This window comes from Devosia sp. (assembly GCF_025809055.1).
GTDB lineage: Bacteria > Pseudomonadota > Alphaproteobacteria > Rhizobiales > Devosiaceae > Devosia.
In genome coordinates this window covers 2,360,730-2,374,019 of the sequence record NZ_CP075529.1, presented here as the reverse complement: position 1 = coordinate 2,374,019, position 13,290 = coordinate 2,360,730, and the positions used below count along the sequence as shown (strand labels likewise).

At 64.8% G+C, this 13,290-nt stretch carries 11 protein-coding genes; 3 read left to right on the top strand and 8 right to left on the bottom strand.

Annotated elements, in window-relative coordinates:
• The first annotated feature begins 2 nt into the window (after positions 1-2).
• The gene (locus tag KIT02_RS11610) at positions 3-857 is read left to right on the top strand and encodes a sugar phosphate isomerase/epimerase (protein ID WP_297577836.1); all 855 of its coding nucleotides are present in this window, start codon (positions 3-5) and stop codon (positions 855-857) included.
• Positions 858-890: 33 nt separating this feature from the next.
• On the opposite strand, the gene KIT02_RS11605 is transcribed toward KIT02_RS11610, so the two are convergent.
• The 8 genes from KIT02_RS11605 to KIT02_RS11570 form a co-directional block, all read right to left on the bottom strand.
• Positions 891-2,081 carry a Bcr/CflA family efflux MFS transporter gene (locus KIT02_RS11605; protein ID WP_297577835.1) on the bottom strand — a complete coding sequence of 397 codons (1,191 nt, stop codon included), beginning with the start codon at positions 2,079-2,081 and terminating at the stop codon, positions 891-893.
• A 197-nt stretch (positions 2,082-2,278) separates the two neighbouring features.
• A complete protein-coding gene (locus KIT02_RS11600) occupies positions 2,279-3,046 on the bottom strand; it encodes an anti-sigma factor (protein WP_297577834.1) in 768 nt (255 codons plus the stop codon).
• Positions 3,043-3,561 carry a sigma-70 family RNA polymerase sigma factor gene (locus KIT02_RS11595; protein ID WP_297577833.1) on the bottom strand — a complete coding sequence of 173 codons (519 nt, stop codon included), beginning with the start codon at positions 3,559-3,561 and terminating at the stop codon, positions 3,043-3,045. Before KIT02_RS11595 ends, KIT02_RS11600 begins: the two co-directional genes overlap by 4 nt.
• Positions 3,562-3,614: 53 nt before the next feature.
• On the bottom strand, positions 3,615-4,226 hold the full coding sequence (locus tag KIT02_RS11590) for a TetR/AcrR family transcriptional regulator (protein ID WP_297577832.1): 612 nt from the start codon (positions 4,224-4,226) through the stop codon (positions 3,615-3,617).
• Between the two features lie 20 nt (positions 4,227-4,246).
• Entirely contained in the window at positions 4,247-5,887 is a 1,641-nt protein-coding gene (locus KIT02_RS11585; RefSeq protein ID WP_297577831.1) for an ABC transporter ATP-binding protein, read from the bottom strand.
• Positions 5,887-6,810 (bottom strand): ABC transporter permease, encoded by a 924-nt coding sequence (locus KIT02_RS11580; RefSeq protein WP_297585254.1) that lies wholly within the window; start codon positions 6,808-6,810, stop codon positions 5,887-5,889. The genes KIT02_RS11585 and KIT02_RS11580 overlap by 1 nt, the downstream gene beginning before the upstream one ends.
• A gap of 40 nt (positions 6,811-6,850) precedes the next feature.
• Positions 6,851-7,831, bottom strand: a complete 981-nt coding sequence (locus KIT02_RS11575; protein WP_297577830.1) for an ABC transporter permease — start codon at positions 7,829-7,831, stop codon at positions 6,851-6,853.
• Positions 7,832-7,913: 82 nt separating this feature from the next.
• Positions 7,914-9,491: an ABC transporter substrate-binding protein gene (locus tag KIT02_RS11570; RefSeq protein ID WP_297577829.1), complete on the bottom strand. Its 1,578-nt coding sequence runs from the start codon at positions 9,489-9,491 to the stop codon at positions 7,914-7,916.
• Positions 9,492-10,018: 527 nt separating this feature from the next.
• Here KIT02_RS11570 and KIT02_RS11565 point away from each other — a divergent pair.
• Together KIT02_RS11565 and KIT02_RS11560 are read left to right on the top strand one after the other, a co-directional pair.
• Complete coding sequence (locus KIT02_RS11565) at positions 10,019-11,527, top strand: ABC transporter substrate-binding protein (protein WP_297577828.1); 1,509 nt, start codon at positions 10,019-10,021, stop codon at positions 11,525-11,527.
• 80 nt (positions 11,528-11,607) lie between these two features.
• Positions 11,608-13,290: a glycoside hydrolase family 3 N-terminal domain-containing protein gene (locus KIT02_RS11560; protein WP_297577827.1), complete on the top strand. Its 1,683-nt coding sequence runs from the start codon at positions 11,608-11,610 to the stop codon at positions 13,288-13,290.

The window sequence follows — 13,290 nt, the reverse complement described above, 5'->3', positions numbered from 1 at the left end:
CCATGCTTATCGGCAACGCACCCTGTTCCTGGGGCATCACCTATCCAACCGGCAATGCGCTGACCTGGCAGCAATATCTCGATGAGGTGGCGGCCGCCGGGTATCGCGGCACGGAACTGGGGCCCTTCGGGTTCCTCCCCAATGATCCGGGATTGTTGCGCGGCGAACTGGCAGATCGTGGTCTGACCCTGATCGGGGCGACCCATGTCCACGCCTTCAGCGACCCCGCCAGCAGCCCCCGGTTTCTGGCGACCCTGCGGGAATTATCGGCCCTTTTCGTGTCGCTCGGCGCGCGGCACCTCGTCATCATGGATGAGAGCAATGCCTATCCCGCGGGCCGGGAGGGGGTGCTCGATGCCGCCGGTTGGCGGGCGCTGATCACCATGGTCAGCGAGGCGCAGTCGCTGGTCGAGGGCGAGTACGGGCTGGCGCTGAGTTTTCATCCCCATATCGGAACGGCCATCGAGAAAGAGGCGCAGATCGATCATTTCCTCGATGAGACCGATGTCGATTTGTGCTTCGACACGGGTCATCACGCCTTCTGGGATCAGGATCCGGTCGCCTATATGGAAAAGGTCTATTCCCGCATCGCCTATATGCACCTGAAAAATGTGGACCCGGCCGTTCGCGCGCGGGTGCTGGCGGGGGAACTGTCGGTTGCCGCGTCCTATGGTGCCGGCGTCATGTGTCCGCTGCCCGATGGAGCCGTCGACATCCAGGCGGTGATGCAGCTGCTCCGTGAAAGGCGTTTTACCGGGCCTGTCGTTGTCGAACAGGACGTCGCCGAAAACGCCTCCCAAAGCCCCCTGGCCCTGGCCAGCCGCAACCTTCACTATATGAACGCCATAGCCACCTGACGCCTCCTGCGCATGGAATTGGGGGCGTGGTAATCACCCCTCCGGCGCCGGGCGTTCGAGGTGGCGGAGGGTCAGGGCGGCGAGCAGGGCCAGTGTGGCCGAGGCCAGCATGACCAGCAGCAGTCCCGCCTGGGCATTGGCTGGTGTGAGGACTGCGCCGGCCAGAGCCGAGACCAGGGAAGCCCCGGCCACGGAAATGGCGCCGGAAAGGCCCGCGGCGCTGCCGGTCCGGGCCGGCAGCACCGAGATGGCGCCGGCACTGGCACTCGGCTGGGTCAGCCCGTTCGACAGGCCGACGAAGAGGCAGGGGCCGAACAGCGCCAGGATATGGGTCAGGCCCGCCGCGTGCAGCGCGAGGCCGAGGCAGAGGCCAAGGCAGGCCAGGGTCCGGCCGGCGAGGATGATCGTGGTTCCGGGCCACCGGCCCGCGAGCCGTCCGGCCAGGAAACTGCCCAGGATGAAGCCGCCGGTGATCGACCCCATGACCATTCCAAGGACGGCGGGTGACAGCTCAAAGGCCGCGGCGGCCAGCGGCGCTCCGGCGAGAAAGGCGTAAAAGGCGCCCACCGAAAAGGCGCTGCACAGGCAATAGGCCCAGAAGTGAGCCGAGCCGAGCAATGCCCCGAAGGCGCCATAGGGGTTGCCCGGGCCGCTGGCGCGCGCGGTGTTGGTTTCGCCAAAATCGAACCAGCACAGGAGCCAGACGCCGCCGCCGATCAGGGCCAGGGCGTAGAAACAGGCCCGCCAGCCGAGCGCCTGGTCTATCAGCCCGCCCAGCGCCGGGCCCAGCATGGGGGCGATGGCCCAGGCCATGGCCAGGGTGCCGAACTGTCCGGCGGCGCCGTCCCGGCTGGCGGTGTCGCGGATGGTGGCGAGCGAGATGGCATAGGTCGGCGCGATGGCGGCCTGGAGCATGCGGCAGCCAAGAAAAGTCCCGGCATCCGGCGCCAGGGCGCAGCCCAGCGTCGCGGCCAGGAAGATCGCGACGGCCCACAGGATCACCGGCCGGCGGCCGAACCGGTCCGAGAGCGGGCCGACGACGAGCTGCAAACAGGCCGAGACACCGGCATAGGCGGCCAGGGACAGGCTCATGACGCCATAGTCCACGCCGAATTCGGCAGCCATGCCGGGGAGCGATGGCAGGAAGAAATTGATGGGCAGGATGGCGAGGGCCGACAACAGGATCAGCGTGAAGAGGCGCGGCTTGGGAAATGGCGCGGACATGACGGACACCAGTGGCTTTGCGGGGGCTTTGGGCAAAAAAAGAGCCCCGATCCGGGGCTGGTTTACCGCGCATGGGTGCTTTCGCCGGCAGCTACGCTGCCACGCCCATGCGCCCACCTACGATGATGCCGTCCTGCCAATGCGTCATGGCCGGACCCTAAGCCGGGCCTCCGCCTGCGTCAATCCGGGCGCTGCCGTCAGTCGAGCGAGTCGAACAGGCTGGTGGCGGCGCGGGACACATCCATGGTGGGGGCACCGGCCACCAGCGCATAGGCGATGTCGCCGATCTGCCAATAGGCCGTGGTGGTGTCCTCAACATGGCGGGTGGAGGGGCGCTCGATGAGCGAGCGGCCGGGCCGGGCGGCAAACAGCGAGACAGCGCCCAGTCCATCGGCGTCGAAGGCCAGCTCCACGCTGGGACCGAAATCGGACGGATAGATCTGCACATCGGTAATGGTCCAGCCGGCCGGCAGCGCCGGCATGCGGATAGCCGTCTCGGCCAGGAGTTCGGCCGGGTCATATTCGGTGCCGCGCGTCTGCGAGTGCATGCCGGCCCGCAGCGCGGTGATGTGGTGGGCATCGACGGCGGCCGAAACATATTCGGGCAGGTCAGTGGAGGCCTGCGTGGGCAGGGCGCCGCCGATCTGGCCGTGGGCGACCCAGCCGGCGGTCACCAGGAGCGAGGCGGCCACCAGGGGCCTGAGATGGCGCAGGACCCGGTTGCGACGCAGCCGGCCATCGAGGCGCCGGGCCAGGTCTTCGGTTGGCTGCCGGGCCTCCACCTGCAGGCTGTCCGCCGAAAAGCGCAACTCGTCGCGGAACTGCAGATCCGTCATCACCTGCGCGGCGACGTCGGGATGCTGGGACAACCAGCGCTCGATTTCGATGCGCCGCGCCGCATCGAGCTGGTTGTCGACATAGGCCGCCAGTTCCAGCGGATCGATCGATTCACGTGAATGCATCATTGGCCCTTCCTGATCAGTCTGAGCGGCGGGGCGCTTTCCCAGCGCCTCAGGGTTTCGCGCCCCCGCGAGATGCGCGACATCACGGTGCCGGCCGGCACGCCCAATATGGCGGCCGCCTCCTCGTAGCTGAGCCCCTCGATCGCCACCAGATGCATGGCCTCGCGCTGCTCGTCGGGCAGCCGGTCAAAGGCCTGCCGCACCTGCGAAAGCCGCACGCTGTCCATCTGGGTGGGCGCCAGCATGTCCGGGGACTGGGCCGCGAAGTCACGATCCCTGGCTGCGGCGCTCTTGCCAGAGCGGAGCCGGTCGATGTGCAGGTTGTGCACGATGGAGAGGAGCCAGCCCCTGAGATTTCCCGCCGGATTGTAGGTGGCGCTGCGCTCCATGGCCCGCACCAGCGCGTCATGCACGAGGTCTTCGGCATCGACCGGATGGCGCGTCAGGCTCAGCGCATAGCGGCGCAGAGCCGGAAGCTCGTTCATGACGTCGATCTTGCCGATCTTGCGCGGGACCATGGCCTATATACACCAGCAATGGCGGCGCGTTGCCAGAGCCCTGTTGTCCGGCGTCAGGCCGGGAGCGCCTGGCGCGCCGGGGCCGGGCTGCAGACGCCGCGCTCGAACAGGTCCAGCAACTGGCCCGCATAGAGATCGAGATCGAGCGTTTCGTCATGGGCCCATTGCAGCAGCCCGCCCTCAAGCGCGCCGGAAATGGCGGTGGCGACGGCCAGGGGATCAAAGGCCTGGAACGTGCCGCGATGCTGCCCGGCGGTCAGCGTGTCCACCAGCCAGGCGCGCTGGTCGCGCCAGATGGCCAGGTGATCGGACATGTGCGAGCCGCCGGCACGGGTCGAGGACAGATGGCGCAGAGCCAGCAATTCGCTGCGATGATTGCGGGCGTAGTTCAGGTGTCCGCCGACAAAGGCCGAGATGCGGCGCCATTCATCGTCGATGGCATTGGCGTCGGCGACCAGCGCCGCGATCATGCGCTCGCCGACGCTGGCCAGGACCGCATCGTAAAGGCCTTCCTTGCTGCCGAAGTAATAGCAGATGATCCCCTTGGCGACCTTGGCCTCGGTGGCAATGCGCGACAGCGAGGTTTCCGCCACGCCATCGCGCACCAGGACGGCAATGGTGCAATCGATGATGTGCCGGCGCCGTATGTCTTCGAGGGCAGTCATCGTGCAAACGCCTTTCCGGTTCAGGCAACCCGAGAAATATCGGGCACCGCGTCGAGCAGCATCCTTGTGTAATCGGCCTGCGGATTGTCGAAGATCGCGTCGGTCGGTCCCTTTTCCACCAGGACGCCATTGTGCAGCACGCCGACTGCCGTCGACATCTGCCGCACTACGGCCAGGTTGTGGCTGATCAACAGGTAAGTCAGCCCGAATTCGGACTGCAATTCGCTCATCAGCTCCAGCACCTGGGCCTGCACCGAGACGTCGAGCGCCGAGGTGGGCTCGTCGCAGACGATGAATTCGGGCTGGCTGGACAGTGCCCGCGCGATGGCGATGCGCTGGCGCTGCCCGCCGGAGAATTCATGCGGAAACTTGCGCATGACGGCAGGATCGAGCCGCACGCGCCGCAGCAGTTCGGCGACCCGGTCGTCGACTTCGCCGCGGTTGCGGGCAAGGCCCAGGGTGCGCATGGGTTCGGCGATGATATCGGCGACCCGCCAGCGCGGATTGAGGCTGGCATAGGGATCCTGGAAGATCATCTGCACGCGCTTGCGGCGTTCCTGGTGGCCCTTGCCGCCGGCCCAGATATCGTGGCCGTCGACACTGATGGTGCCGGCGGTTGGCCACAGGAGGCCCACGATCATCTTGGCGCAGGTGGATTTGCCCGATCCGGACTCGCCCACAAGGCCGAAGGTTTCGCCCCGCGGAATGGTGAAGCTGACATCGTTGACGGCCCGGAAGACCTCGACCTTGCCGGGCAGGAGCCGGGTGAAGCTGCCGCCGCCGATCTCGAAGTCGCGCACCAGGCCCTTGACCTGCACATAGGCGCTGTCGTCATTGGCGGCTTCGGCTGGCGCTGGCGCATCGCCCTGGCGCTGGATGGTGGGGATCGAGTCGATGAGCTTGATCGTATAGGGCTCGCGCGGGCGGCGGATGATGTCGCCGACCGTCCCGGTCTCGACCACCTTGCCGCGATGCATCACCACCATGCGATCGGCGGTCTGGGCGATGACGCCCATATCGTGGGTGATCAGCATGACGGCCGCGCCGTGATTGGCGCAGAGCTTTTTCAGCACCTTGATGATCTGGGCCTGGACCGAGACGTCGAGCGCCGAGGTGGGCTCGTCGGCAATGATCAGTTCCGGTTCCGCAGCGATGGCAAGGGCAATGACGACGCGTTGGCGCATGCCGCCCGAGAACTGGTGCGGATAGCTGTCGATGCGCTCGGCGGCCTTGGGGATGCCGGCCTCGGACAAGAGGTCGATGGCCTTCTGGCGCGCCTCGGCTTCGGAGAGCGGCAGATGGGTGCGGATGGTCTCGACCAGTTGTTCGCCCACCGTATAGAGCGGGTTGAGGCTGGTGAGCGGATCCTGGAACACCATGCCGATGCGCTTGCCGCGCAGCTTGGCCTTGGCCGCCTCGGGCAGGGTATCGATGCGTTCGCCCTTGAGCCGGATTTCGCCGCCGGCGATGTGGCCGGGACGCTCGATCAGGCCGATGACGGCCGAACCGGTCATGGATTTGCCGGCGCCCGATTCACCCACCACGCCGACGACTTCGCCGGGCATGATGTCGAAACTGACCCCGTCAACGGCGCGGAAGACGTCGTCGCGAAACGGAAACTCGACGACCAGGTCCTTGATGGACAGAACAGGTTCGCTCATCAGCGCAACTTCGGATTGAGGGCATCGCGCAGCCAGTCACCCAGAAGGTTGACCGACAGAGCGAGCAGGACGAGGGTGACGGCGGGGAACAACAGGATCCACCATTCACCGGAGAACAGGAACTGCTGCCCGATGCGGATCAGCGTGCCCAGCGACGGCTGGGTCGGGGGAACGCCGACACCGAGATAGGACAGGGTCGCCTCCTCGATGATGGCCAGGGCCAGCCCGATGGTGCCGATAACCAGAACCGGGCCCAGCACATTGGGCAGAACATGGCGCAGCAAGACGATGATCGGATTGACGCCAAGGATACGGGCGGCAGCGACATAGTCCTTCTGCCGCTCAACCATGGTGGCGCCGCGCACAGTACGGGCGAACTGGGCCCAGTTGGCGAGGCCAATGGCCAGGATCAGCACCCAGACGGCGGCGCCTTCCTGCTGGTTGGGGGGAATGAGACCGCGGGCCACCCCGAAGATCAACAGGGCAATGAGGATGGCCGGAAAGCTCAGCTGCACATCGGCGACGCGCATGATGATGGCATCGACGACCCCGCCGACATAGCCAGCCACCAGGCCCAGACCGACGCCCATGACCATGGCGAAGAGCGTCGCCAGAAGGCCCACGAACAGCGAGACGCGGGAGCCGTACATGATCGAGGACAGCACGTCGCGGCCCTGATTGTCGGTGCCCATCAGGAAGTACTTGCCCGAGAAGGAGCTCGAATTGGGGGCGGTAAAGCCGTCCATCAGGTTGAGCGTGGCCGGATTGAACGGATTGTAGGGCGCGATCCAGGGGGCGAACACAGCCATCAGCACCAGCAGCGCCGCGATGATCGAGGCGACGATGGTCACCGGCGAATGGCGGTAGGACCAGACGATGTCGGACTTGAGGAAAGTCTTCCAGCGCGAGGTCTTGGCAGCCACGACGGGCTGCTCGGGGGAATGGGGCAGATCGGTCACGATGCTACCTCCCGGTCTTGGCGCCGTCGCGCAGCCGCGGATCGACGATGAAATAGAGGATGTCCACGATCAGATTGATCACGACGAAGACCAGCGCCACGAACACCAGGTAGGCGGCCATGACCGGCACGTCGACGACAGCGACGGAATTGACGAAGAGCGAGCCGACGCCCGGCCACTGGAACACGGTTTCGGTGATGATGGCGAAGGCGATGACCGAGCCGAGCTGCAGGCCGGTAATGGTGATCACCGGGACCATGGTGTTCTTGAGGGCATGGCCGAAATTGATGGCCCGCTGGGAAAGCCCGCGCGCCCTGGCAAAGCGGACATAGTCGGTGCGCAGCACTTCGAGCATTTCCGCCCGCACCAGGCGCATGATCAGCGTCAGCTGGAACAGCGACAGGGTAATGGCCGGCAGGATCAGCGAACGCAGCCCGGATTCGGTCAGCAGGCCCGTGCGCCACCAGCCCAGGTTCACCACCTGTCCGCGTCCGAAAGAGGGCAGGACCTGAAGCTCCACGGCGAAGATATAGATCAGCCCGATGCCGATCAGGAAGGTTGGCAGCGACACCCCGACCAGGGACAGCGTCATGATGACGGCGGTGGAAATGGCGCGCGGCCGCAAGGCCGTATAGATGCCCAGAACGACCCCGACGACCACCGCGATCAGCGAGGAGGCCACGGCCAGCTCGATCGTGGCGGGCAGGCGCTCCATGATCAGTTGGGTCACCGGCTGCTGCAGGCGATAGGAGATGCCGAACTGGCCCTGCAGGGCATTGACCACGAAATGATAGAACTGGACGTAGAATGGCTCGTTGAGACCCAGGCGCTCGCGAAGCGCCTCGTGGTCGGCCATGTTGGAGTCCTGGCCCAGCATGGACGAGACCGGGTCGCCGACATAGCGGAAGACCATGAAGGCAATGAAGGCGACGACCAGCATGACCAATACCGATTGGCCGAGGCGTCGCGCGATGAAGGCCAGCATAGTGCCGATCCCCCCAGAATTTGAGAACCGCCGCGCCGTCCGGAATATCCGGGGGCGCGACGGCTCGGGATTGGCGTAACGCTTACTCGAAGACGACCGTGGTCATGTTCGGCTGGTTCTCGGGCTGCACCGGCAGGGTGATGCCGTCACGCATGGCGTAGGCGAGCACCTGGTTGTGCACCGGCAGCAGCACGCGATCGGCCTTCACCACTTCCCAGATTTCGGCAATGGTCGCATTGCGCTTGTCGAAATCGGTCTCGGTACCCAGCGAGATGATCTTCTCGTCCAGTTCCGGGTTCGAGTAGAGGCCCACATTGTAGGTGCCGTGGGTGTCGGTCTTGGAGTGCACCAGATCGTTGAAGATATAGGCGCTGTCGAAGGTCGGGACGCCCCAGCCGAGCAGGTAGAAATCGCTCTCATTGGCGAGGATGACCGGGCTGTGTTCGGCCACCGGACGGGAGGCCAGGGTCACCTGGATGCCGATCTGGCCGAGCATGCCGACAAAGGCAGTCGAAATCGCCTCGTCATTGACATAGCGGTTGTTCGGCGTGTCGAGGGTGATCGAGAAGCCATCCGGATAGCCGGCTTCGGCCAGCAGCGCCTTGGCCTTTTCGACATCGGGCGCCGGGAAGGCGTCGAGTTCTTCGGTCCAGCCATTGACGAAGGGCGGGGTGGCAACACCGGCGGGGATGGAATTGCCGCGCATCACCACCTGCTGGATGGCGACGCGATCGAGCGCCAGTTCCATGGCCTCGCGCACCAGCGGATTGTTGATGGGGTTGCTGTCGGTGATGTTGGAGGACTTCAGCGGCTCTTCGCCGAACTTGTAGCCGAAATAGATGATGCGGTTTTCAGGGCCGGTCTCGACCTTGAAGCCGGCGGTGTTCTGCAGGCGCTCGATATCCTGGACGGGGACGTCCTGAACGATATCGACGTCGCCCGAGAGCAGGGCGGCAACGCGTGTGGCGTTGTCGGCGATCGGCAGATAGACGATTTCGGTCACGGCCGGCGCTTCGCCCCACCAGCCGTCAAAGGCGGTAAGGACCGACTGCACGTCGACTTCGCGCGAGGTCAGCGAATAGGGGCCGGTACCATTGGTGTTGAGCACCGCATAATTGGTCTCGCCGGCACCGAAATCCTGGACGTCCTGCAGGTCGTTGGTTTCCGACCAGGTCTTGTCCATGATGAAGGTATTGGTGACGTTGTTCGGATAGAGGGGGCTCGGGCCCACCATCTGGATTTCGACGGTCAGGTCGTCAACGGCGGTCACGGAAGCCACTTCGGCATGAAGCTGCTTCATGTTCGAGCCTTCCGAGCGGGCGCGGTCGAGCGAGAAGACCACGTCTTCGGCGGTGAAGTCGGCGCCGTCGTGGAACTTGACGCCTTCGCGCAGCTTGAACACCCAGACCGTGTCGTCGCCCTCTTTGAGGGCCCATTCGGTGGCCAGGCGCGGCGTCAGATTGCCGTCATTGTCGCGGCCCAGCAGCGTTTCATAGATGTGGTGCGCAAAAGTATGGGTGACGCCCTGGTTCTGCGAATGCGGATCCAGCGTCAGGGCGTCAGACGAGCGCGCCCAGCGGATGGTCTCGGCATTGGCCACACCGGCAAGCATTGTCGAGGCGACGAGCGCAGCGGCAATGCGGGTCAGTGAAGTGTGCATCAGTGTTCTCTCCATTCCTGAATAGCGCCTTCTCGGAGTAGTCTTGGAAGGCTTGGCGCACACCAAATCCCAGTTTCGTCAGGAGCGCAATTGTCGCGCCGGCCTTGAAACTGTCCAAATTGGGAGACAGGGCGGAGTTTATCTGAAAATGAGCCGGTTTCGCGCCGGTCCGGGCCGATTCCATTTGCGCGAATACTGCAAAATACATGGCGTGTGACTTCACACGCCATGTATACGGACACAAGCCGGGATTTCTTCCATCCGGGGATAAATTTTTCGAATTTTGGTCGCGTCTTGGCACATTCGTGCCGGGTGGACCGGCCGTTGGGGCTCCATTGGGGTGAACCGCAGGGCCGCCGGGCAAAGCCGTTCCCGTTTCTGCGGACCGATAAAATCGCCTTATCGTTCCTGGGGTTCTTTGCATTATTCGGCGTATCGCTGGTTTGCTACATCATGCGCAACGGTCCCCGGCAAGGCGGGCTGGCCGCCTGACCCGAATGAACGGACGGCGGCGGGAGGATGAAGAGTTGCACAAATCTGTCTTTGCGCCGTTGCTCGCAGCGGCATTCATGCTTGGCGTGTCCACCTCCGCTATGGCGCAGGTGGCCAATGATGCCGATACCCTGGCGCTCGCAGCCGTGATCGACAACAACAGTTTCGACCGGGCGCAGCTGCAGATCGGCAATATCATGCAGTTCTGGTCGCCGGTCTTCGACACCCTGCTGGTGCGCGAAGCCAATGGCGATATCAACCCGAACCTGGCGACCGAATTCACCTACAATGCCGACAACAGCGTACTGACCCTGGTCCTGCGCGAGGGCGTCAACTTTACCGACGGCACGCCGGTCGATGGCGAGGCGGTCAAGGCCAATATCGAATATCTCAAGAATGGCGGCGGGCAGAACAGCTTCATGGTCGCGGCCGTGTCCGAGGTCGAAGTGGTCTCGGCCACCGAGGTCAAGCTGCATCTCAGTGAGCCCGATCCGGCGCTGCTGCAGAACCTGGCCGTGGTTGGCGGCGCCATGGCCTCGCCGGCGACCCTGGGTGTCGAGGGTTCGGCGGGCAATCCCGTCGGTTCGGGCCCCTATACCTATGATGCGGCCAATTCCCGTATCGGCCAGCAATATGTCTATGTGCGCAATCCCGACTACTGGAATGCCGAGGCCTTCGACTTCGAGCGCATTACCATCACCCCGATCAACGACCAGGTGGCCCGTCTCAACGCGCTGAAATCGGGGCAGATCGATGCCGGCATGAGCGAGGCCCGCGCCGTGGCCGATGCCGAAGCCAATGGCCTTGTGGTCAATCGCGTTGATGTCGACTGGTTCGGCCTCACCATTGCCGATCGCGAAGGCAAGATCACGCCGGCCCTGGCCGATCCGCGTGTCCGCCAGGCGCTCAACATGGCCTTCGACGGCAAGTCCATTCTCGAATTCGTCGAGCTCGGTTTCGGCAAGCTGTCGGACCAGATTTTCCCCGAGACCAGCGAAGGCTATGTGGCCGAGCTCAACGACCGCTATCCGTTCGATCCCGAGGGGGCCAAGGCGCTGCTGGCCGAGGCGGGCTATCCCGACGGCTTCGAGCTCCTGATGCCCGAAACCAATGGCTTTGCGGCCTTTTATCCGATCATCGAGAAATATCTCAAGGATATCGGTATTACCGTGAAGTGGGAAAAGGTCGCGCCCAACGCCACCATCACCGAATTGCGGTCCGGCAAATACCCCGCGTTCCTGTTCCAGTTCGGCTACCAGGGCACCTGGTCCGAGTTCCGCAAGTTCGGCTATCCCGAGTCGCCGTGGAACCCGTCCAAAGTGGCCGATCAGGGCCTGCTCGAACTGCTCGACAAGGCGCAATACGCCACCGGCGAGGCCCAGACGGCCTTGTTCCAGGACGTCAATCGCTACATGGTGGAGAATGCCTTCTTCGCCCCCATGTATCGCCGGGACACGATCTATCTGACCAACAAGGAAGTGGCTGTCGATCTGCAGACCACCAATGTGGTCCCCCCGATCCGGAACTACTCCAAGGCCGAATAGTCCTCCCAAGACGATCGACCCCGAGGGCGGCCCGCAATGGCCGCCCTTTTTCGCACCCCTATCCGGAACTGGACCACTCCATGTCTCAGCCAGCCGCCCCCGACTTCCTGCGCAGCGCGCCCTTTCACCTTGATGACGCGGCCATGGCCTGGGTGTCCGAAACGGCGGCCAGGCTCGAGGGCGATGCGCGCATCCTGCAGCTCTTCGTCATCGGCATGCATGGTCCGGTCGCGGCCTGGGATGGCGACCAGATCAGCCGCCTGCAGCCGGGCGGGGTGATGCGGTTCTTTTCCGCCGACGGTCCGGCCGAGGCCCGGTTGCTCGACCGCCTGCAGGACGAAGCCGATATTCCGCTCCTGGTGTCCGCCGATCTCGAAGGCTCGCGCATGAGCCTGGCCTTCGGCACCGTCCTGCCCAACCCCCTGGCTTTGGCCGCCGTCGACGACGTCGCGCTCACCGCCGATGTGTCCGGCATCATGGCCGGGGAGGCCCGGGCCATCGGGGTCAACTGGTCCTATACGCCGGTTCTCGACATCAATGCCGCCTTCCGCTCTCCCATCGTCGCCACGCGCGGCTATGGCTCCGATGTCGATCGCATCGGCCGCCATGCCCTGGCCCAGGCCCGCGCCTTTCAGGAGGCGGGTGTCGCCGCCTGCGTCAAGCACTGGCCCGGCGAAGGGTTCGATGATCGCGACCAGCACCTGCTGACCACGGTCAATCCCCTGTCCATGGATGACTGGGAGGAGCGGTTCGGACGGCTTTATCGCGACGCATTTGCCCAGGACGTGCTGTCGGTCATGTCCGCCCATATCGCCCTGCCCAGTTTTGTGCGCGGGCTCGATCCGGAGGCGGGCCTCGAGGCCTTCCGGCCGGCCTCGCTGTCGCATCCGCTCACCACCGAACTGCTGCGCAACCGGCTTGGTTTTAACGGGCTCATCGTCTCCGATGCGTCGGAAATGGCGGGCGTGACCGCCTTCATGGCGCCCGGTGAGGCCAAGGCCGAAATGCTGCGGGCCGGATGCGACATGATCCTGTTTTCCAGTGACATGGACCGCGACCTGGGGGGCATCAAGGCGTCGCTGGCGGCCGGCCGCCTCAGCCGCGAGCGGCTTGATGAGGCGCTGTGGCGGGTGCTTGGCCTCAAAGCGGCGCTCGGCCTGCATGAGAAGGCGCGTCCGCCTCTCGACCAGCGTCTTGCCACCCTGCGCCAGCCGCAGGCCACAGCCACCGCGACCAGCGCCTTCGAGCGCGCGCCAACCCTGGTCAAGGATGTTCAGGGCGTCTTTCCGCTGTCCCCCGAGCGGCACCGCAAGGTGCTGTTCGTCACCACCGGCGTGGTCTCGCCGCTCCACGGCGCCGCAACACCGATGGTCCTGCCCGAGTTGATGCGCCAGCGCGGCTTTGCGGTCGACGTCCATGCCCCCGACAACAAGGGCTTTGCCGAGGGCTATGATCTCGTCCTCTACGCCCTGGGCGAGGAGACCCTGCTCACGCGGGGCCGCATCTTCCTCGACTGGCTGCGCCTGATGGGCGATTTCCGCATGGCCATGAAGCGGCCCTGGCACGAGGTGCCGACGGCCATGGTGTCGTTCGGCTATCCCTATTACCTCTATGACGCGCCGCGCATGCCGGCCTATGTCAACGCCTATTGCACCTCCGACGAGATGCAGGCGGCGGCGCTGGATTGCATGATGGGCCTGAAACCCTTTGCCGGCAACTCGCCCGTCGACCCGTTCTGTGGTCTCGAAGACGCGCGCTACTGA